At 66.1% G+C, this 21,519-nt stretch carries 15 protein-coding genes and 1 riboswitch; of the genes, 6 read left to right on the top strand and 9 right to left on the bottom strand.

Translation table 11 applies throughout. The annotated features are described in order from the left end of the window. Positions 1-137 precede the first annotated feature (137 nt). The 5 genes from ribH to D9V29_RS01150 form a co-directional block, all read right to left on the bottom strand. Positions 138-608 carry a 6,7-dimethyl-8-ribityllumazine synthase gene (gene ribH / locus D9V29_RS01170; protein WP_121671485.1) on the bottom strand — a complete coding sequence of 157 codons (471 nt, stop codon included), beginning with the start codon at positions 606-608 and terminating at the stop codon, positions 138-140. Beyond that, complete coding sequence (ribA, locus tag D9V29_RS01165; protein ID WP_121671484.1) at positions 605-1,915, bottom strand: GTP cyclohydrolase II; 1,311 nt, start codon at positions 1,913-1,915, stop codon at positions 605-607. Before ribA ends, ribH begins: the two co-directional genes overlap by 4 nt. Further along, positions 1,912-2,571, bottom strand: a complete 660-nt coding sequence (locus D9V29_RS01160) for a riboflavin synthase (protein ID WP_121671483.1) — start codon at positions 2,569-2,571, stop codon at positions 1,912-1,914. The genes ribA and D9V29_RS01160 overlap by 4 nt, the downstream gene beginning before the upstream one ends. Positions 2,572-2,573: 2 nt before the next feature. Then, complete coding sequence (gene ribD, locus D9V29_RS01155) at positions 2,574-3,584, bottom strand: bifunctional diaminohydroxyphosphoribosylaminopyrimidine deaminase/5-amino-6-(5-phosphoribosylamino)uracil reductase RibD (RefSeq protein WP_229790420.1); 1,011 nt, start codon at positions 3,582-3,584, stop codon at positions 2,574-2,576. Between the two features lie 159 nt (positions 3,585-3,743). Beyond that, positions 3,744-3,904: riboswitch (FMN riboswitch) on the bottom strand. An 89-nt stretch (positions 3,905-3,993) separates the two neighbouring features. Further along, positions 3,994-4,965 carry a sugar-binding transcriptional regulator gene (locus tag D9V29_RS01150; protein WP_121671482.1) on the bottom strand — a complete coding sequence of 324 codons (972 nt, stop codon included), beginning with the start codon at positions 4,963-4,965 and terminating at the stop codon, positions 3,994-3,996. A 151-nt stretch (positions 4,966-5,116) separates the two neighbouring features. On the opposite strand from D9V29_RS01150, the gene D9V29_RS01145 reads away from it, so the two are divergent. From D9V29_RS01145 to glpK, 3 genes are all read left to right on the top strand, one after another. Beyond that, on the top strand, positions 5,117-6,844 hold the full coding sequence (locus D9V29_RS01145) for a glycerol-3-phosphate dehydrogenase/oxidase (protein WP_121671481.1): 1,728 nt from the start codon (positions 5,117-5,119) through the stop codon (positions 6,842-6,844). A gap of 147 nt (positions 6,845-6,991) precedes the next feature. Next, entirely contained in the window at positions 6,992-7,756 is a 765-nt protein-coding gene (locus D9V29_RS01140; RefSeq protein WP_121671480.1) for an MIP/aquaporin family protein, read from the top strand. Positions 7,757-7,832: 76 nt separating this feature from the next. Then, positions 7,833-9,347: a glycerol kinase GlpK gene (gene glpK, locus D9V29_RS01135; RefSeq protein ID WP_121671479.1), complete on the top strand. Its 1,515-nt coding sequence runs from the start codon at positions 7,833-7,835 to the stop codon at positions 9,345-9,347. A gap of 191 nt (positions 9,348-9,538) precedes the next feature. Here the strand turns inward: glpK and D9V29_RS01130 are convergent, their stop codons facing one another. From D9V29_RS01130 to D9V29_RS01115, 4 genes are all read right to left on the bottom strand, one after another. Continuing rightward, positions 9,539-10,270: an HAD family hydrolase gene (locus tag D9V29_RS01130; RefSeq protein ID WP_121671478.1), complete on the bottom strand. Its 732-nt coding sequence runs from the start codon at positions 10,268-10,270 to the stop codon at positions 9,539-9,541. Beyond that, positions 10,267-10,863 carry a GNAT family N-acetyltransferase gene (locus D9V29_RS01125; RefSeq protein WP_121671477.1) on the bottom strand — a complete coding sequence of 199 codons (597 nt, stop codon included), beginning with the start codon at positions 10,861-10,863 and terminating at the stop codon, positions 10,267-10,269. Before D9V29_RS01125 ends, D9V29_RS01130 begins: the two co-directional genes overlap by 4 nt. A 32-nt stretch (positions 10,864-10,895) precedes the next feature. Further along, positions 10,896-11,897 carry a tryptophan--tRNA ligase gene (gene trpS / locus D9V29_RS01120; RefSeq protein WP_121671476.1) on the bottom strand — a complete coding sequence of 334 codons (1,002 nt, stop codon included), beginning with the start codon at positions 11,895-11,897 and terminating at the stop codon, positions 10,896-10,898. An 88-nt stretch (positions 11,898-11,985) separates the two neighbouring features. Then, complete coding sequence (locus tag D9V29_RS01115) at positions 11,986-12,837, bottom strand: exodeoxyribonuclease III (protein WP_121671475.1); 852 nt, start codon at positions 12,835-12,837, stop codon at positions 11,986-11,988. Positions 12,838-12,987: 150 nt separating this feature from the next. Between D9V29_RS01115 and D9V29_RS01110 the strand changes: the two genes are divergently transcribed. The 3 genes from D9V29_RS01110 to D9V29_RS01100 all read left to right on the top strand — a co-directional run bounded on the left by D9V29_RS01110 (position 12,988) and on the right by D9V29_RS01100 (position 21,473). After that, positions 12,988-14,124, top strand: a complete 1,137-nt coding sequence (locus D9V29_RS01110; protein ID WP_121671474.1) for an FHA domain-containing protein — start codon at positions 12,988-12,990, stop codon at positions 14,122-14,124. 96 nt (positions 14,125-14,220) lie between these two features. Then, a complete protein-coding gene (locus tag D9V29_RS01105; protein ID WP_121671473.1) occupies positions 14,221-15,645 on the top strand; it encodes a serine/threonine-protein kinase in 1,425 nt (474 codons plus the stop codon). Continuing rightward, positions 15,645-21,473: an Ig-like domain-containing protein gene (locus tag D9V29_RS01100; RefSeq protein WP_121671472.1), complete on the top strand. Its 5,829-nt coding sequence runs from the start codon at positions 15,645-15,647 to the stop codon at positions 21,471-21,473. The genes D9V29_RS01105 and D9V29_RS01100 overlap by 1 nt, the downstream gene beginning before the upstream one ends. Positions 21,474-21,519 lie beyond the last annotated feature (46 nt).

Below are 21,519 nucleotides of genomic sequence, written 5' to 3'. Positions count from 1 at the left end.
CGCGTCTGCCACCCCAAGAGCTGAACAATAGTGAGTTGCCGCACTTGTGGCGCGACTTTCACACCTTACGCGCAGTTTTCTCGGGCGCAAAAATGGGCGGGGTGCGTTCGAAATGACGCACCCCGCCCACAACGGGCTTAGCCGCGCAACTCGCGGAGGAGCACGGCGGTCGCGACAGCGGCCTCTGCGGCTTCGCGCCCCTTGTCCTCCTTCGACCCGGGCAACCCGGCTCGGTCGAGGCCCTGCTGTTCGTCGTCGAGGGTGAGCACCCCGAAGCCGACCGGCTTGCCCGTCGAGATCGCGACCTGCGTGAGGCCGGAGGTGGCTGCATCCGACACGAACTCGAAGTGCGGTGTTCCGCCACGGATGATCACGCCGAGTGCGACGACCGCATCGGCGCCGGCGTCGAGGGCGGCCTTCGCCGCAACCGGAAGTTCGAAGCTGCCCGGAACGCGCAGCAGACGGAAGGATGCTCCGCTCTCCTCGAGCGCGCGGGTCGCCCCGGCGATGAGGCCGTTGCTGATCTCCTCGTGCCAGTGCCCGGCGAGAATCACAATGTCGAGTCCGGTGCCGTCGATGTCGAGGTCGGGGGAGCCTTCACCGCTCATGATGTCGTCCTGCTTTCCTGGCCTGAGGCCGTCAGTGCTGTCGGGGTGTATTCGTGACCCATCCGGTCACGCTTGGTTTCGAGGTAGGAGGCGTTGAAGGCGCCGACGCCGACGACGAGGGGAACCCGCTCGGTGACGGTCACGCCGTACTCCTCGATCTGGCGGACCTTCTCAGGGTTGTTGGTGAGCAGACGGATGCTCGTCAAGCCGAGATCCGTGAGGATCGCTGTCGCCGCGAGGTAGCTCCTGGCGTCAGCGGGGAGGCCGAGCGCGAGGTTGGCGTCGAGGGTGTCCATGCCGTCTTCCTGCAGCTTGTACGCACGGAGCTTGTTGATCAGTCCGATGCCGCGGCCCTCGTGGCCGCGGAGGTAGACGACGACGCCACCGTGGCGCTGGATCGCGGCAAGAGCGGTGTCCAGTTGAGGGCCGCACTCGCACTTGAGCGATCCGAACGCTTCGCCGGTGAGACACTCCGAGTGCACACGGACGAGCGCACCTGGCGCGGTGTAGTCGCCGGCGAGGATGGCCACGTGGTCGGCACCGGTGTTGCGGTCGCGGTAGGCGCGCATCCGGAACGTGCCGTGCGTCGTCGGCACCGTCGTCTCGACCTCGAAGACAACCGGGGAAGACGCGGGAACGTCGGTGTCCTCCGGCTCGTCGGGAACAGTCCGGGGGAGAACGGATGCCGCAGGCGCGTTCTCCTGCTCGTTCAGGTACTCGATGAGGGCCGCGATGGTGATCACCGGGAGCCCGTCGCGCTCGCCGAGGGCGATGAGGCCAGGCAACCGCATCATGTCCCCGTTGTCGTCGACGACTTCGCAAATCGCACCGACCGGGGTCAGGCCGGCGAGCCGCATCAGGTCGACCGCGGCTTCGGTGTGGCCGGCTCGCTGCCTGACGCCGCCGTCGACAGCGCGCAACGGCACGATGTGACCGGGGCGGATGAGCTCGGATGGCTCGGCGTCCTGGCTGCCGAGAACGCGGAGGGTGTGCGCGCGGTCGGCAGCGCTGATGCCCGTCGTGATCCGGTCGGCCGCGTCGACGGTGATCGTGTACGCGGTGTGGCGCAGATCCTGGCTGTCGCTCACCATGATCGGCAGTTCCAGCCGGTCGGCGATGTCGTTGGTCATCGGCGCGCAGATGTACCCACTTGTGTTTCGCACGGTCCAGGCGACCCAGTCGCGGGTCGCGAGTTCGGCCGAGAGGATGACGTCGCCCTCGTTTTCGCGCCCTTCGTCGTCGGCAACGAGCACCGGTTTGCCCTGCCGGAGGGCGTCGAGTGCTTCGGGGATTGTTGCGAGGCTCATGCGTCGCTCCTTCCGTCGGTGGTCGTTGCCACCGGCATCCGTTCTCCGGCGAGCCGGAGGGCGAGCATACGCTCGACGTGTCGAGCCAGGATGTCTGTCTCGATATTGACGCGGTCGCCGACGGCTCGCGCGCCGAGGGTCGTCGCTGTCAGGGTTTCGGGGATGAGGGAGACCTCGAACCACTGCTCCGGTTCGGTCGCGGAGGAGACGGCGCTCACTGTCAGCGACGTTCCGTCGATCGCAATCGAGCCCTTGTCGGTGACGAGCCGGGCGAGGTCGTCGGCGAGGCTGAACCTCAGGACGCGCCAGGCGCTGCCCTCGGTGATCGCCAGCACGGTGGCTGTACCGTCGATGTGCCCCTGGACGATGTGCCCGCCCAGCCGGTCACCCACTTCTGCTGCCCGCTCGAGGTTGACCAGGCGCCCCGGTGCGACGCCGTCGAGCGTCGACATGGCGAGGGTCTGGGCCATGACGTCGACGGTGAATGAGTCCGGTGTCTGGTCGACGACCGTGAGGCACACGCCCGAGACCGAGATGGAGTCGCCGTGCTTCGCGCCGGTGACCGCGATGGGCCCGCGGACCGTGAGCCGGGCGGCATCCGCCGTTCGATCCACAGCGACGACCTCGCCGATCTCCTCGATGATTCCGGTGAACATTTTCAGGCGTGTCCTTTCGGGTGAGCGATGACCAGCAGGTCGTCGCCGAGAGTGTGAACGCCGTCGACGGCGAGCCGGCGGGCGTCAGAGATGGAGCCGACGCCGATGTCGGTGAGAGCGGTCCGCTCGCCGCCAAGGAGCATCGGCGCGAGGTAGATGAGGTACTCGTCGACGAGACCCAGCGCGATGAACCGGCTGATGAGCGTCGGCCCACCCTCGAGGAACAGCGAACGGATGCCTCTCTCCCGCAAGCCGGCGAGATCGGCGGCGAGGTCGTCTCCAGTGACTCGAACCACAGGGCGCGGATGGGTCCTCAACGCCGCGGATTCCGGTACCTCACGGTGACCGAAGACCACGGGGATGGGCTGTGCCGGGTACAGGCTTCCGGATGCCGTGCGTGCGGTCAGGGCGGGGTCGTCGGCGAGCACGGTCCCGGTCCCCACACCGATGGCGTCTGCCGCCGCTCTCCTCGCGTGGACGTCTGCCCTGGCGTCCGGGCCGGTCACCCACTGGCTGGAGCCATCGGTCGCTGCCGCGCGCCCGTCGAAACTCTGGGCCCACTTCGCGATGACGAACGGCCGGTTGAGGCGTGCGGCGACGAGCCAGCTGCCGAGCAGCGTTTCACCGGCAGACCGCAGCACTCCTGGCACAACGTCGACTCCTGCTTGGCGGAGTCGCTCGGCTCCGCCGCTCGAGTGGTGGCCCGGATCATCGACTGCGTAGACGACACGGGAGACCCCCGCGTCGAGAAGTGCCTGCGCGCACGGCCCCGTTCGTCCCGTGTGGTTGCACGGTTCGAGAGTGACGACGGCGGTTGCGCCGGTCGCTGCCCCTGGCGCGAGGTGGGAGAGCGCGTCCGTCTCGGCGTGAGCGGTGCCCGCGCCGCGGTGCCAGCCCTCGGCGAGGATCGTGCCGTCCGGGTCGAGGATCACACATCCCACCTGCGGATTCACGCCCCGCGATGGACCGCGGTGCGCAAGTTCGATTGCGTGGCGCATCGCGTCGGCGAACATCGCCGTGCTCACCCGTGCTTCGGGATGCTCGTGCGATTCGGTCGTGTCGCTCACGCCCATGGAATTCTCTCTCGTCGTGGAACGAGCTCCGGGGTGCCGCGAGCGGTGCGCGGGCGCCGTCAACGGTCGCGCAACGGGCATCCGCAGATGCACCGTTCCACGCGTGCTGCCTCCCATCCGGACTCGAGCCGGGATGCTTGCACATCCCAACCCATAACCGTCGGTACCGGAATTTCACCGGCTCAATCACGCCCATTGCTGGGCGCGACTCGCGGACTGTCACCGCCGGTTCGGACTCTCACCGACCCCGGAGCACGTTATTCGTTGTGTCTATCGTAGGCTCAACGCGCTCACACCGGGGATATTCCTTACCGTGCGTGACGTTCGATGCACGGGTCGTCCCGCGTCGTCAGCCGGCGAGAAGCTTCCTGGCGGTTCCCGAGTCGACGATGAGGTCGGTGATGAGCCGGGCAGCCAGTGCGCCGCGCAGCGTCTGGAGCTTGCTCTCGCCAGAAACGACGCACACCCGGCGCGCGATGCCGCGGAGCACGTCGAGGCTCGGTCCACTCGATCGGTCGTTCAGGGGAATGCCGTCGCTCGAGCCGTCCTCGCGGTAGAACACCGTCGCGATGTCGCCGACGGCGCCGGTCGCGCGGAGCTGCGCGAAATCGTCGTCGTCGAGATAGCCACCGATGTACACATGGCTCGGCACTCCCGCGAAGGGAGAGCCGAGGCCGAACACGATCGTGTCGAGAGTCTTCTGCATCTCGACCACCCGGCTGATGCTGCGCTCGCGCCAGAGCGCCGCCTTCGTGGCCGGGTCATCGAATACAGCAGGAACGGGGAACTGCTGCACCGTCGCGCCGTAGGCGGATCCGAAGCGCTGCAGGATCTCGCTCGCGTAGAGGATGCCGGTGGTGCGGGGGTTCGCGGCACCGTTGAGCTGCACGACAGTGGAGTTGTGGGTCGCCTTGGAGAGCAGGTGCCGCGACAGCGCGCTCATCGTCGACCCCCACGCCACGCCGAGCGACATGTTGGAGTCGATGAAGCCGCCGAGAATCCGTGCAGCAGACAAGGCGACCCGGTCGAGCCGTTCGACGTCGCTCGTCTGGTCGGGGACGGGAACGACATGGGCCGTGATACCGAACTGTGCCCGGATGTCTCCCTCCAGCTGGCGTGGCATGTCGAGGGGTGAACGTACCTGGATCTCGACCAGCCCGGTCTCGCGGGCGTGACCGAGAAGGCGGGAGACCGACGACCGGGACGTGTGCAATTCGTGGGCGATGGCATCCATCGTCAGGTCCTGCAGGTAGTAGAGCTGCGCCGCGGTGAGGGCGTCTCGCGTCTTCGGGTTCAGCTGGGCAGCTTTGGACGGGCTCATGGTTCGGGACTCCTTGCACGTTTGTGCATCGGGTTTGCACGTTGGTGAATATACCCGAACAATCGACTGGAGACGAGAACCGACGCGACACGGATGCTCCCACCTGGGCCGATAAGCACCCGAACCGTCGACAAGAAGGAGCACAAGCGCCATGAAGCAGCCAGCAACGCAGCCAGGCAACCGGCGGGCATCCGTCGACACTCTCCGCAACCGGCCGAACGCCCGGGTCCTCGTGATCGGCGGAGGCATCAACGGGCTCGCCGTGTTCCGCGACCTCGCGCTTCAGGGCGTGGACGTCGCCCTCGTCGAGCGTGGCGACTACTGCTCCGGCGCCTCAGCGGCCTCGAGCCACATGATCCACGGCGGCATCCGATACCTCGAAAACGGCGAGTTCCGCCTCGTGAAGGAGTCGGTGACCGAGCGTAACGGCCTGCTCAAGATCGCGCCGCACTACGTGAAGCCTCTCGAGACCACGGTGCCGATCTTCTCCACGTTCTCCGGCATCGTTTCTGCCCCGCTTCGGTTCCTCACCCACAAGTCGGGTAAGCCTCAGGAGCGCGGTGCCCTCCTCATCAAGGTCGGACTCACCCTCTACGACTTCTTCTCCCGCGACGGCGGAACCGTTCCCCGTCACAGGTTCTTCGGAAAGAAGAAGGCGCTCGCCGCACTGCCGAAGCTCAACGACGACCTCAAGTACACGGCCACCTACTTCGACGCATCGGTGCACGACCCGGAGCGACTCGCTCTCGACGTGCTGCGCGACGGGCTCGACGCGGGCCCGCACGCCCGTGCAGCCAACTATGTCGAAGCGGTTGGCTTCGAGGGCGGATCCGTCCTTCTCCGCGACGGCGTGAGCGGCGACGAGTTCGCGTTCGATGCTGAGGTCGTCATCAACGCCTCCGGACCGTGGACGGATCTGACGAACGCCGCGCTCGGGCAGGACAGCTCGCTCATGGGCGGCACCAAGGGTTCACACATCGTGCTGGACAACCCCGACCTGCTCGCCGCGACCGGCGGCAGGGAGATCTTCTTCGAGCACGAGGACGGCCGTATCGTCCTCATCTACCCGCTCAAGGGAAAAGTCATGGTCGGTACGACCGACATCGACGCCGACCCTGCCGAGCCCGCCGTGTGCACCGAAGAAGAAGTCGACTACTTCTTCGATCTCGTGAAGCACGTGTTCCCGTCCATTTCGGTGAGCCGTGATGAGATCGTCTACCGCTTCAGCGGCATCCGTCCTCTGCCGGGACACGGTGATCTCGAACCTGGCTTCGTGTCCCGCGACTACCGAATCGTTCCGACGCCGCTCGGTGCGGGAACGATGCTCAGCCTCGTCGGGGGCAAGTGGACAACGTTCCGCGCCCTCGCCGAGCACCTCTCGACCGAGACGCTCGCGTTGCTCGGCGCCGAGCGCACGGTGTCGACGGTCGGCATGCCGATCGGTGGCGGAGCCGGGTTCCCGTCGACGGATGCCGCGATGCAGGTCTGGCTTGCAGACAATTCCCGCGAGGTCGGCCGGGCGCGTGCGACCCAGCTGATGGAACGCTACGGAACCCGCGCCACCGGCATCATCGAGGAACTCGGCGAGGCCGGTGAGGATCGACTCGTCTCCGCCCCCGACTACAGCGTTCAGGAGATCACCCGCCTGATCCGAACCGAGCACGTCGTGCACCTGCTCGACCTGCTGCAGCGTCGCACGAGCATCGCGTTCACCGGTGGGGTCACGAGCGCACTCCTCGAAGAGCTCACGCCTCTCCTCGCCGATGCGCTCGGCTGGACAGGCGAGCAGGCGGATGCCGAGATCGCGGCTGCCAGGGCGACCCTGCGAACTGTGCACGGTGTGCAGTTTGACACCCGTCCGGTGGTCACTGACGCGTAAAAGCTCCGGTGAGCTGGGCAAATCTGCACGCATTCTCACTCGACCCTCTTGTTTCACCCTGACAAAGGTCGATACGTTGCACAGGGGATTGAAAACCATCACCGGTCAGGGCGTCTCGCCCAGACAACATAAGCAAGGAAGGTCAACGTGGACGTTACTTTAGGTTCTATCTTTCTCTCGGAGGTCGTCGGTACGGCGCTCCTGATCCTGCTCGGTGGTGGCGTGGTCGCCAACGTCGTGCTGGCGAAGACGAAAGGCTTCAACGGCGGCTGGCTCCTGATCAACTTCGGTTGGGGCTTTGCGGTCTACATCGGTGTCCTCGCCGCGTATCTCTCAGGAGCGCACCTGAATCCCGCCGTCACCGTCGGGCTCATCACCTCGGGGATCGACGAGTTCGTTCCCGGGATCGCGGTGGACTTCGCGTCGACCTTCACCTACTTCGGCGGTGAGATGCTCGGTGCGTTCATCGGTGCAGTCCTCGTCTTCGTGACGTACAAGCAGCACTTCGACGCGTCGGACGACGCGGGCGCGAAGCTCGCTGTCTTCTCCACCGGCCCTGCCATCCGTGGCTACGCCTGGAACGTCATCACGGAGGTTGTCGGCACGTTCGTGCTCGTCTTCGCCGTGATCTCCTTCGGGCGACAGGGCGACACCCCTGGGCTTGCTGCTCTCGGTGCCCTGCCTGTTGCCCTCGTCGTTGTGGCGATCGGTATCTCGCTCGGTGGACCCACCGGTTACGCCATCAACCCGGCACGTGACCTCGCTCCGCGCATCGCCCACGCCATCCTCCCGATCAAGGACAAGGGGTCGAGCGACTGGAGCTACGCGTGGGTTCCCGTCGTCGGACCGCTGCTCGGTGGTGCCATCGCCGGCTGGGCTTCGCTCGTCCTTCTTCCGACCGTCGGCGCCTGACCGAAGTATGCCGGCGGCGGCACTCGTCGCCGGCATCCCCCTGTAATACAACGCATTGCCAACAAAGGAGTTACCCATGGCGGATTACGTCATCGCAATCGACCAGGGAACAACCAGTTCCCGCGCGATCATCTTCGACAAGTCCGGATCGATCATCTCGACCGGCCAGCTCGAGCATGAGCAGATCTTCCCCAAGGCAGGCTGGGTCGAGCACGACCCGATGGAGATCTGGAACAACACCCGTGAGGTCATCGGGCAGGCGCTCTCCAAGGCCAACCTGACCCGCCACGACATCGCGGCCGTCGGCATCACCAACCAGCGCGAGACGGCTGTGGTCTGGGACAAGACCACGGGCAAGCCCGTCTACAACGCCATCGTCTGGCAGGACACCCGCACGCAGTCGATCGTCGACCGGTTCGCCGCAGATGGCGGCGTCGAGCGGTTCAAGCCGAAGGTCGGCCTTCCTCTCGCGACCTACTTCTCCGGGACCAAGATCGTCTGGATCCTCGAGAACGTCGACGGCGCCCGCGAAAAGGCGGATGCCGGTGACCTCCTCTTCGGAACGACCGACAGCTGGGTGCTCTGGAACCTCACCGGCGGCACCGACGGCGGTGTGCACGTCACCGACGTGACCAACGCCAGCCGGACGCTCTTCATGGATCTCGAAACCCTGCAGTGGGACGACGAGATCCTCTCGGTGTTCAACGTGCCGAAGTCGATGCTCCCCGAGATCAAGTCCTCCAGCGAGGTCTACGGGCACGCGCACAGCTCGAGCCTGCTCCGCGAGACGCCGATCGCCGGCATCCTCGGCGACCAGCAGGCGGCCACGTTCGGCCAGGCGGCGTTCGACACCGGCGAGTCGAAGAACACGTACGGGACCGGTAACTTCCTCATCTTCAACACCGGTGAAGAGATCGTTCACTCGAAGAACGGTCTGCTCACGACCCTCGGCTACAAGCTGGGCGACGCCAAGCCGCACTACGCGCTCGAGGGATCGATCGCTGTGACCGGTTCGCTCATCCAGTGGCTGCGCGACAACCTCGGCATCATCAAGAGTGCGCCCGAGGTCGAGACGCTCGCCACCACGGTCGACGACAACGGCGGGGTCTACATCGTCCCGGCGTTCTCCGGTCTGTTCGCGCCATACTGGCGTCCGGAAGCCCGCGGTGTCATCGTCGGTCTCACCCGGTTCGTCAACAAGGGACACATCGCCAGGGCAGCGCTCGAGGCGACGGCGTTCCAGACCCGCGAGGTCCTCGATGCGGTCAACGCCGACTCCGGTGTCGACCTCACCGAGCTCAAGGTCGACGGTGGCATGGTCGCCAACGACGCCCTGATGCAGTTCCAGGCCGACATCCTCAATGTGCCGGTCGTCCGGCCGGTCGTCGCGGAGACCACGGCGCTCGGTGCGGCATACGCTGCAGGACTCGCCGTCGGCTTCTGGGAGAACCTCGACGACCTGCGCGGCAACTGGCAGGAAGACAAGCGCTGGGAACCCTCGATGGACGAGGGAGACCGCGACCGTCAGATCCGCCTGTGGAAGAAGGCCGTCACCAAGTCGTTCGACTGGGTCGACGAAGACGTGCAGTAACCCCATCCACGACAGCCGGGCTCGTTCTCTTCGGAGGGCGGGCCCGGTTTTCGCGTGCGCGACGATCGATCGGTCCCGAAAGGTCGTTCGGGTCGAGAGTCTGCGACCCTTCGGGCCCGATCGATTGCGGGAGCGACCTTTTGGGCCCGATCGATTGCGGCAGTGATCCTTTGGGCGACTCGCGAGTCGCGTCAGAGGTCGGCGAGGCTGGCGATGGTCCGCACGCCCGATTCCTCGGCAAGCTCGAACGGGTCGCGGACCGTGCTGCCGTGGCCGATTCCGCCGACGACGATGTCGTCACCGAATCGATTGAGCCACACACCGTCGAGTCCAGCGGATGCCGCGCCGACGGCATCCGTCAACAGCCGATCTCCGACGTACAGGGCGTCTGCCGGGTCGGCGTCGAAGAGGGCGCACGCCCGCTCGAAGATCACGGGATCCGGCTTCGCGACTCCGACGGCACCGGAAGCGACGACGTGCTCGAACCGGTCACCGAGCCCGGTGCGATCGAGCTTGACCCGCTGGTAGTCGAGCTCGCCATTCGTGATGACGCCGAGGCGGACTCCGGCGGCGGCCAGGCGGTCGAGGCAGGGGAGGGCGTCATCGAACAGCTCCCAGGCGCCGCGGTAACTCTCGAAATACGTGTCGAAGAAGGCGTCCGCCTCGACGTCGGACAGCGTGACGCCATGCGCAGCAGCGAAGTCGGTCGCCCGGGCTCGCCGTTGCCCGGCGAAGGTCAGTTCCTTCGAGAGATACCGGTGGTAGTGACGATCCTCGAGTTCATGCCAGAGCGCGACCGATCGTTCCCGGTCATCGAGCGCGAACACGCCTGAGGCTTCGACATGGCGCAGGATGCCACGCGACACGGCACCGCGGTGGTCCATCAGGGTGTCGTCGAGGTCGAAGAGGGCAAGCGCCTTCATCGCACGAACACCTCTGCCGGCCAGCCGTCGGCAGGCCCGGGGCGGTCTTCGGCGGCGAGTTCAGCGTGGTGACTTGATGTCGATACGCCAGCCCTCTGAATCGACGAGGGTGCGACGCCGCTGTAGCGGAAACCGATGCGCTGGGCGACGAGAGCTGAACTCACATTGCCGACGAGAGCCTCCCAGAGAACGGTGGTCTCAGGTGCCCGGCTACCGCGGTCCCACTCTCCCGTGAAGGCCCAGTCGGTGACAGCGCGAGCGGCTTCCGGCATGTATCCCTGCCCCCGCCACGGTGCCCCGAGCCAGAAACCGAGCATGACCTGACCGGCATTCCAGTCCCGGAGAGAGACGACGCCGACAATGGTCGGCTCGGTCTTGCGGCGGACCGCCCAGGTGAGTTCTGTTCCGGTTGCCCAGCCCGAGTTCACGACCTCGCGGAGAAACCCTTCGGCGTCGGCGAGCGAGTATGGCTGCGGCACAGTCGTGAACTGCTGGATCAGCGGGTCCTGGCAGTACGCATAGATGAACGGGATGTCACGCTCGACGGGCACATCGAGGATCAAACGTTCGGTTTCCAGGCGCAGGACATCCATCCCGTCAGCCTACCGGCGCCGCTCGAGAGAGCTCAGCGGCGCAGCAATCCGACCCGCTCATAGGCGATGGCGAGGGTCTTCTCGGCGGCGGCGTTCGCTTTCTCGGCGTTGACGGCGAGCAGACGGTCCAGTTCAGCCGGGTCGTCGAGCAGTTCGAGCGTGCGCACACGGATCGGCTCGAAGACAGCGTGAACCGCCTCGACGACACCCTTCTTCAGGTCACCGTAGCCACGGCCGGCGTACTCGTCGACGATCGCGTCGATCGCCCACCCGGACATCGCGGAGAAGATCGTCAGGAGGTTGGAGATACCCGGCTTCGCGTCGCGATCGAACCGGATGCTCGCATCGTCATCGGTCACGGCCCGCATGATCTTCTTCTGGTTGACCTTCGGGTCGTCGAGCACCTTGATCAGGCCGGCTTCGCTCTCGGCCGACTTCGACATCTTCGCGGTCGGGTTCTGCAGGTCATAGATCTTGGCGGTCTGCTTGAGGATGATCGGCTCGGGGATCACGAAGGTGTCACCGAAACGGCTGTTGAACCGACCGGCGAGATCACGCGTCAATTCGAGGTGCTGGCGCTGGTCTTCTCCCACCGGAACGACGTTGGTGTCGTAGAGCAGGATGTCGGCGGCCATCAACACGGGGTAGGTGAACAGCCCGACGGTGGTCGAGTCCGCTCCGAACCGCGCCGACTTGTCCTTGAACTGGGTCATGCGGCCGGCCTCACCGAACCCGGTGATGTTGTTCAGTACCCAGGACAACTGAGCGTGAGCGGGCACGTGCGACTGCACGTAGAGCGTGCTCTTCGCCGGATCGATGCCTGCCGCGATGTACTGTGCAGCGGTCGAGCGGGTGCGGGCGCGCAATTCGTCCGGGTTGGGCGAACTGGTCAGGGCGTGCAGGTCGACGACGCAGTAGTAGGCGTCGTACTCCTCCTGCAGGGCGACCCACTGCTGCAGCGCGCCAACGACGTTGCCGAGATGAAGCGAATCGTTCGAGGGCTGCATTCCGGAGAACAGGACGGGCTTTGTCATGGGGGTGATCCTTTGTGTGGATGGAAGAGGGTCGCGGATGATCCGCAGATGCTTGAGGGAGGTGGTCGGACGGCTCGCGTCCGCGAGCTCAGATGGCGTAGTCGACGATGACGGGGGCGTGGTCGGACCAGCGCTCAGCGTGGCTGGCAGCCCGATCCACCCGATAGTCGACAACCGTGGCCGCGAGGGAAGGAGTCGCGACGTGGTAGTCCAGTCGCCAACCGGTGTCCGTGTCGAAAGCGCGGCCGCGCTGCGACCACCAGGTGTACGGTCCGTCGACCTCGCCCGCCCACTTCCGGCCGACGTCGACCCAGCCGAGGCCGGGTCCGACGGATCCGTCGACGCCGGTGATCTCTTCACCCTCTGCCCCGAAGAACCGATCGAAGTACGCGCGTTCCTGTGGCAGGAAGCCCGCGTTCTTGACGTTACCCTTCCAGTTCCGGATGTCGAGTTCGCGGTGCCCGACGTTGAGGTCGCCGAGGATGACTGCATGTTCCGAGTGCTTCGCGATCTGCGGCATCCGTTCGGTCATGGCATCGAGGAAAGTGTATTTCTCCACCTGCTTGGGAGTGTCGACGGAGCCGGAGTGCACGTAGGTGGAGACGACGGTGATGATCGACCCGCCGACCTCGTAGTCCGCTTCGAGCCAGCGTCCGGCGCTGTCGAACTCAGCAGCCCCGAGTTCCACCCGGTGGATCGACGCCTTCGACCGGCTGAGGAGCGCAACTCCGGCCCGGCCCTTCGCGGTGGCCGGGTCGTGCAGGATGTCCCATTCGGGACCGAACAGTCCCTCGAGGTCGCTCGTTGCGGCGCGAACCTCCTGCAGCGCCAGGATGTCGACGTTCGCCCGGTCGAGCCACTCGCCCATGCCCTTGCGGAAGGCGGCACGGACTCCGTTCGTGTTGACGGAGACGATACGAACGGGAGCGGCGGATGACATGAATCCAGCTTAGATCAGCGGAACCAGGCGCTCTGCGTTGCCGATTTGGACAAGCGACTCGACCCGAATGGGGGCAGGGGGCAGAATAGGAGGCAATGTGCGCGGTCCCGCAATGGGGGTGGAGTTCGCACGAACTTTCTGAGGGGCACAGTGAACACAGCAGAACGAGAGAAGCCGTCCAGCTACCGCTACGCGATGACGAACGCGGGCACGCCATGGATTTACATCGTCGGGGAACGACTTCTCGTTGCGCTGCGTACCCCGTCCGAACCCGCGATCGTCGAGCAACTCTGGACCCTCGTGACATCTGCCGCGGCGACGTTTGACGACGCGCTCCGGGTCATCCCCAACATGTCCGGCGGGCAACCCGCTTCGTTCGTCGCGATGGAACGGGCAGAGGGAGACCGCACGACGGTGAAGGTCCTCGTCCATGGCGAGGCCGTCGTCGACGCGCACGCCGACGGGTCCTGGAAACGGATCACCAGTGGCGACAAGGACTGGCGCCGCGACGAACTGAGCGGCGTCGAAGCTGTCGCCGCTGGCGGATTGACTGGCGAGCCGGGAGCGCCGGTCTCCGGGGTGTCGTTCCCCCTTGCCTCGGGTGTCATCGTCGCGAACCGTATCGACTGGACCGCGCCCGGAGTTCTGGCGGGCCTCGATGCAGCACAGGATGGCGCGCGCGAGGCAGCAGCGGTTCCAGCGCCCGCGCAGACTCCTCCGCCGGCCGTTGTCTCTCCGCAATCACCTCCTCACTTCCACCCGTCGCCCGCAGAGACGCACACGGTGATCCGGCCTCCCGCCCACCGGGTGCAGCCGGAGGACGACCCCGCCATGCGACACGACGGTGAAACGGTATTGAGGCGCGACATCGCGCCGCCGATCCGGGACGAGACGGTCCTTCGCGAAGCACCCCTCATTCCTGACGACCCGAAGACCCTGTTGTACGGCTTCCGGATCAACGGCGGTCAGGCCTACCCGCTGGATGCCGTGCACTACTTCGGCCGCAACCCTCGCCAGCCCCGCATCCCGCTCCCCGACCCGTCACGACTGGTCCCCGTCGTCTCAGGCTCCAAATCGGTGTCCGCGACTCACCTCGAGATCAAGCAGATCGGTGATTCGATCGTGGCGACCGATCTGAAGTCGACGAACGGAACATCCGTCATCCCGCCGCAGGGCCACTGGCGTCGCCTGCGCCAGGGGGAGTCCGTCGTCGTCGTCCCCGGCACATTCATCGATATCGGAGACGGGAACGTCATCGAGATTTTGCCCCCCTGGCCGGGGGTATAGGTCCCTCGAATGGCCGTTTAGACTGGGAAGGTTAGGGGCGAGTGTTCTCTACACCGAGCCTCCCCTCCGCCTCGTTCTCAGTGAAGGGAGAGCCCCATGGCCAGGCGTCTTCCCTCGCTGCCTCCGCAATTGCCGGGCTTCTCCTTCATCCGCATCCTCGGCTCCGGTGGCTTCGCGGACGTCTTCCTGTACGAACAGGACAGTCCCAGACGCCAGGTGGCCGTCAAAGTGATGCTCAGCGAGTACGTGACAGCTGACGTCCGTCGGATGTTCCAGGCTGAGGCCGACGTGATGGCGCAAATGAGCGCCCACCCGGCGATCCTGACCGTCTATCAGTCCGGCGTCGCGGCCGACGGGCGGCCGTATCTCGTCATGGAACTGTGCTCGTCGTCGATCGGTCAGCGCTACCGGGACGAGCCGCTTTCGGTGTCCGAGGCTCTTCGTATCGGGATCAAGATTGCCAGCGCGACTGAAACGGCCCACCGTGCCGGCGTCCTGCACCGTGACATCAAACCGTCGAACATCCTCATGACCGCGTACGGCAACCCCGTGCTCAGCGACTTCGGGATCGCCGGGTCCGTCGGGGAGTCCAACCCGGACGAAACGGTCGGGATGTCGATCCCCTGGTCGGCTCCTGAGGTGCTGCACAGCGAGACGAACGGAACGGTGGCGAGCGAGGTATGGTCACTCGCGGCGACGATCTATTCGCTGCTCGCCGGGCGCGCACCGTTCGAGATTCCGTGGCAGAGCAACACCTCCGCAGAGCTCGTATCCCGCGCGACACGCGGTAAGCCGCAGCCCATCGGACGCGACGATGTGCCCGAGCGGCTCGAACGGATACTCGTTCGGGCGCTCTCGCGTCGGCCGGAGGCCCGACCACAATCGGCGATGGAACTCATCCGCGAACTGCAGGCGGTCGAAGCGGAGCTGTCTCTTCCGGCGACGCAGCCAGACGTCGCTGTCGATGAGTGGGCTTTCGGCCCCATTCACGACGTCGAGGACCGCACGCGGGTCACCCCGATCCGTACCGTCGAACCGGGGCGCAGACGCAGGCGAACGCCCGAGGACGTCCACCGACAGCCGGGGGCGACCAGGGCTGTTGTCGCTGAAGCCACACCGACCGAGGATCGGAGCCCACAGCGGCAGGCGGCCCAGATCAACCGGTCCTTCGTGTGGGCCATCGTGGCGTGCTCCGCGCTCGTCGTCGTCCTGGCCGCGACGACGATCTTCGTGGTCCTCCGGCTGGCGCCCGCGAGCGACATCCCGACCGTCGTCAACATTGCGGCGGAGGTCGAGGATTCGAGCGTGCGGTTCAGTTGGCAGGACCCCGGTCTCGAGATGACGGATGCCTACGAGATCCGTCAGTCCGGTGGCGCGTCGAGTATCCAGCGGACGTCGGAGTTCATGGTGAGGGGGGCAGGGGGGCAGCAGGTCTGTATCACCGTGCTCGTGAACCGTGACGGCAAGGTCGGACCGCCCAGCGCCGAGAAGTGCGTCGACGTGCCCGAGGGCAGCGGCTGATGTTCCGGCAGTGGCTCCGCTCGCGCCGTTCCCTGATCGCAACCCTCACGAGCGGCACCGCAATCTGCGCGCTCATCGCCGGCGTTGCCGTTGTGTCGACCGGCTACCGAGCGCAGCAACTCGATCTCGGCGACGGTGCGGTGTGGGTCGTGAACAATGCCCGCGAAGCAGTCGGCCGGGCCAACACCCAGGTTTTCGAACTCAACGCGGGTATCCCCGCCGGCAGCGACCAACTCGACGTTGTGCAGGAGGGTGAAACAGTCCTCGTCGTCGACCGGGCGCAATCGACGCTTTCGATCGTCGACCCGGCGACCGCCGACGTCGTCGAGAGCGTGCCGCTGCCGTCAGGGTTGAGTGACGTCCAGCTCGCGGGCGACCGAGTCACGGTGAACGCCGACGGTGACATCTGGTTGGTCCCGGTCGACGAGCTCGAAACCTTCGACGCCGAGTCCGAACCGGCGTTGTCGTTCGGTCCTGGTTCCATCGTTTCAGCGGCACCATCGGGTGACGTGTTCGCTTTCTCGCCGGAAGCCGGTGAGATCTACCGCGTCGCGCATGGGCAGGACACCGTGAGTTCGACGACGCAAGTATCCGTCGATGCCGACGCGCGCGGATTCCAGCTGACTTCGGTCGGTACCGACCCGGTGCTGCTCGACGGTGTGAGCAATCGTCTGATCGTGAACGGCGTCGGTGTCGATCTGGGAGATGCTGAGGACGCGCTTCTCCCGCAGCCGTCGGCCTCCGGTGCCGCCGTACTGGTCGGTGCGAACGGCCGGCTTCTCTCCGTGCCTCTCTCGGGAGGTGAGCCGACGGATTTCGCCATCGAAGCCCAGGGGGTTCCTGCCCGGCCGGTCACCGTCGGGGATTGCGACTACGCGGCGTGGGCCGACGGCGCCGTGTTCACACGGTGCGGGGCAGAGCTTGAGCAAACCTCCCTTGGCCGCGATGGCAGTGCTCTCGAATTCCGCGTGAACGACTCTCACGTCGTCCTCAACGACTCGGCCACCGGGATGTCGTGGGCCGTCCAGGCCGCCAACGAGGAGATCGACAACTGGGAAGAACTGCTCAACGTCGATGAGGACGAGCAACAGGTCGACGACAATCAGGAGGACACACCCCCGGAGTTCGAGGAGACGCAATTACCTCCGACCGCCGTCGACGATGCTTTCGGGGTCCGGCCGGGAAAGACATCTCCGCTGCCGGTGCTGCTCAACGATGTCGATCCGAACGGCGACGTGTTGATGGTCGACTCGTTCACCGCCATCGACGAACGCTTCGGGCGGCTCGACCTCGTCAACAACGCCCAGCAACTGCAGGTGACGCTCTCACCGGATGCCACGGGCGAGGCGCGATTCGACTACACGATCACCGACGGGCGCAAGGGTACGTCCACGGCGACGGTCACTCTCACCGTGCGGGCAGAGAACGAAAACGGACCACCGGAGCAGGTACGCAAATCGAAAGCCTCTGTCGCCGCCGGCGGTCGGCTCACCACGGATACCCTCGGCGACTGGGTGGACCCTGACGGTGACCCGTTCTACCTGAAGTCCGCGAGCATCCCCGCCCCCGACCAGGTCCAGTACACGCCAGACGGCACCCTCGTGTACACCGACGCCGGTCTCGGTGGATCGATGAAGGAGATAGCGCTCGCCGTTTCCGACGGCTCCGCTGACGGTGCCGGAAGCTTCGCGGTGACGGTCTATGCACCCGGTGAAGTTCCCATCATCACCGAACCGTTCCCCGTGGTCACCTACGCAGGGCAGGAAGTTCTGGTCTCTCCGCTCCCGCACGTCCGCGGCGGGTCCGGACCGCTCCGACTCGCCAACGTTCCGGCCAAAGCCGGAGCGACAATCACGCCGGACTACGACGGGGGGACTTTCCGCTTCCAGAGTTCAGAGGCTGGAACGCACAACGTCGAGTATTCGGTGACCGACGGCAACCGCACGGCGACCGGGACGGTCCGGATCGAGGTGAAGGCGCAACCTGAACCGGGCGCACCGCCGGTGACCGTGCCGCACACCGCGTACATCAGGGAACAGAGCACGGAGCGCGTCGACGTGCTCGCCGGCGATTTCGATCCCGCCGGTGGGGTGCTCGTCGTCACCGGGGTGCTCAACGTCCCCGAGGACTCCGGCCTGCAGGTGGAGATCCTGGAGCAGAGGATCCTCCGCGTCACGCTGACGGTACCGCTGGATGCTCCGGTCTCGTTCAATTACCTGGTCTCGAACGGAACGTCGGAAGCCCGGGGAACGGTGACCGTCGTCGAAATCCCGACGCCGGAGGTACGCCAGCCACCCGTGGCGTACCCGGATACGATCTCCGTTCGCGTGGGCGACGCGATCGACATCCCGGTGCTCCGCAATGACACCCACCCGGACGGTGACACACTGACCCTGAGCCCGGCTCTCAGCGTGAAACTGCCCGCCGATTCCGGACTGCTTTTCGCCTCGGGGCGGGTGCTCCGCTACCTCGCACCGGACAAGCCGGGTAATTTCACGGCGAGCTACCGGGCGGTCGCCCCAGACGGTCAGTGGGCGGATGCCCAGGTGACGCTCAACGTGCGTGAGGTCGATGCCGCATCGAACTCTGCTCCTGTCCCGGGGAACGTGACCGCGAGGGTACTCAGCGGGGAGCGTGTGCGGATTTCGATCCCCCTGGCCGGCATAGATCCTGACGGTGATTCGGTGCAGCTCGTCGGGCAGGCATCGAACCCGGGCAAAGGCGCTGTGGTCGACTCGGGTGAGGACTGGTTCGACTACCAGGCGGGAGCCTATTCGACCGGCACGGACACCTTCGACTACACGGTGATCGACGCGCTCGGCAGCCAGGCGACCGGGACGGTGCGTGTGGGCATCAGCGCGAAGCTCGACGGGTCACGGATGCCGATCGCCATGCCGGATGAGGTGATCTCCCGACCGGACCGGACCATTGCCGTACAGGTTCTCCTCAACGACTCGGACCCGGACGGAGGGGAACTGTCCGTGACATCCGTCGACCCGATGTCGGAGGGGGCGACAGCAGAGGTCGATGGGGATCTCGTGCGGGTGAGCGTGCCGGAGGGCGAGGGGCGATTCGGGTTCGTCTACGAGATCGAGAACAAGTGGGGCAACACGTCGACGAGTTTCCTCACGGTCATCACTCGCGATGACGCTCCGCTTGCCCGCCCTGTCCCCGGTGACATCGTCCTCACTCTCGATGACATCCTCGAGCGGTCGAGCGTCGACGTGAATGTCCTGTCGCGCGTCTTCTTCGCCGAAGGATCCGTGTCGCGGCTCGACGTCTCGCTGCCGAGGGAGAACAGCGGCGCCGAAGTGCTCGACAGCAAACGGGTGCGTGTGCCGGTCGCCGCTCGATCGCAGATCATTCCGTTCCAGGTGAGTCGTCCGGATGACGCGAGCATCAGCGCGATCGCGTTCATCTGGGTTCCGGGGCTCGACGACGCGCTGCCGCAGCTGCGGCCGGGCACCAAGCCGATCTCAGTGGTGAGCGGCGAGGCGGTCACCATCGACATCAACGATTACGTCCTGGCCGTCGGCCGCAAGAGCGTCCGACTGACCGATGCCGCGAAGGTCCGTGCCTCACACGCCAACGGAGCAGACCTCGTGGTCGATGACGACACCATCCGCTACACGAGCGCTGAGCGCTACTTCGGCCCGGCGTCGATCTCGTTCGAGGTGACCGACGGGTCGAGCGCGACCGATCCTGCCGGGCGCATCGCGACCATCGTTCTGCCGCTCGACGTCACGCCGCGCGAGAACCAGCCCCCCGTTTTTGCCGGTGGGGTTCTCGAGTTCCAGCCCGGCGAGAAGAAGACGATCGAGTTGTCGAGGCTGACCACCTACCCGTACGCCGATGACCTGGACGAGCTCAGCTACTCGATCCTCGATCCGAGACCCGAGGGCTTCAGCGCGTCGATCTCCGGTCAGAAGCTCGAGCTGACGGCTGACCCGTCCATCGCCGTCGGGGCGAAGACGGGCATCCTCATCGGCGTTCGGGATGCCGTGAACGAGGGCGAAGCAGGGCGCCTCGTTTTGGATGTGACACCATCGACGCGACCGATTGCCGTGCCAGCAGCGGATTCGGCGGTCGTGCAGCGCGGGACGACCGAGGTGATCGACGTCCTCGAGAACGACGCGGCGACGAACCCGTTCCCGTCGACGCCGCTCCGGGTTGTCGCGGTCCAGGGGCTGGGTGGCGCATTGCCCGCCGGAGTCGTCGTCTCGCCGAGCGCCGACAACAGCCGGTTGAGCGTGAGCGTCGCCGCGGACGCCGCGCCAACGGACGCGACGCTGCAGTACCAGGTTGCGGATGCCACGGACGATCCGTCGCGATTCGCGTGGGGCACGGTCCGGATCTCGGTCCAGGATCGGCCTGAGCCCGTCACGAATGTGCGGATGACCGGATTCGGTCACCGCACCGTGACCCTGGCGTGGGAACCGGGCGCGTCGAACAATTCACCGCTTACCGGCTTCAACGTCGAACTTTTCCGTGCAGGCTCCGGGGAATCGCTCGGCACCACGGTGTGCTCGGCAACCACGTGCGAGGTCGGAACACCCGGCAACGGGCGTGACAACGCGGTGCGGGCGCAGGTGTCGGCTGTCAACGCGGTCGGGGCGTCGGACCCGCAGCGACTTGTGGACCCGGTGTGGTCCGATGTCGTGCCGGCAGCTCCGGGCGGGCTGACGGCGGCGCCGCTCGACGGCGGACTCCGCATCGGCTGGGACACCGTCACCCCGCAGCGGGGAAGCTCGGTGAAATCGTATGTCGTGACCGTGGGCGGGGGAGCGCCGGTCACTGTTCTCGCCGGCAACTGCTCTGCGTCGCGCTGCTCGACAGAGGTCACGGGCCTGGCAAACGGCAACCCGGTGCCGTTCACGGTGTCCGCCCGGAACGACTCGTACCCCGCGTTGTCGACGTGGAATTCCTCGTCTGGTTCGGGAACTCCGTACGGACAGCCCCGCGCCGGTGGAATCTCCGTGAATGCCGATTCGACGGGAGGGACAGCGACGGTCAGCTGGGAGCCATTCAGCGGCAACGGGGATGCCATCGGCGGCTACTACGTACAGATGCTCGCACCGGACGCCACCCCGACCCCGTGCACCGTGTCGTCCCCCGCGCCCGGTTCGCCTTCTCCGCCGGGCGGTGGGATCGGAGGCCCCCGCGAGCTGGGGGCAGCTACCACCAGCACGACCTTCACGGATCTCACCGCAGCTGACGGTTCCTACCGCTTCGTTGTCTGGGGATTCAACAAGGCCGGATGCGTCGCGACCGAGACGGTCAGCGCCACTCTCCGGCCCACACCTCCACCCGTGACCGACATTGTTGGCGCTATGCAATGGACGGACTCCACAGAAACCGTTCGCGACTACTTCGTCTCCGCGGTGAATCCGGGCGGCTATAGCTATGAAATTCGCTCACCAGGAGGGGAATGGCAGCCTTTCAGCGGGTCGGGTTACCCCAGACAGATCCTCGGTGCGCCGTTCGGACAGCCCGTGTCGTTCGAGGTGAGGGCCGTGAGCCAGTACGGAGACCTCCGACTCTCCGGTTCGGCTCTCGACAGGACGGCGCCTGCGCCGTCGATCACGCTGATTCCGGAGGGCCGGAGCTACTCGGGCGATACCGCCACCTGGACCTGGACCGGCAATCCACCGAACGGTGCATACGCCGCCAGCTACTCCTGTGGCGCCGTCAACGACGCGACCATCGAGGGAACCGCCGGAACCAACTCCTGCATCCTGAGCGCTCCGCCTGCCGACGGCCAGGCCTGGTTGAACGTCACGGTCACCGTGAACGGGGAGACATTCACCACGAGGTATTTCACGCCATGATGGTCTTTGCACCCGCAACCCAACGAACCGAACCGGGAGAGGCCCG

The sequence above is a fragment of the Mycetocola manganoxydans genome (assembly GCF_003667545.1).
GTDB classification, from domain to species: domain Bacteria; phylum Actinomycetota; class Actinomycetes; order Actinomycetales; family Microbacteriaceae; genus Mycetocola_A; species Mycetocola_A manganoxydans.
This window is presented reverse-complemented; position numbering and strand designations above follow the sequence as displayed.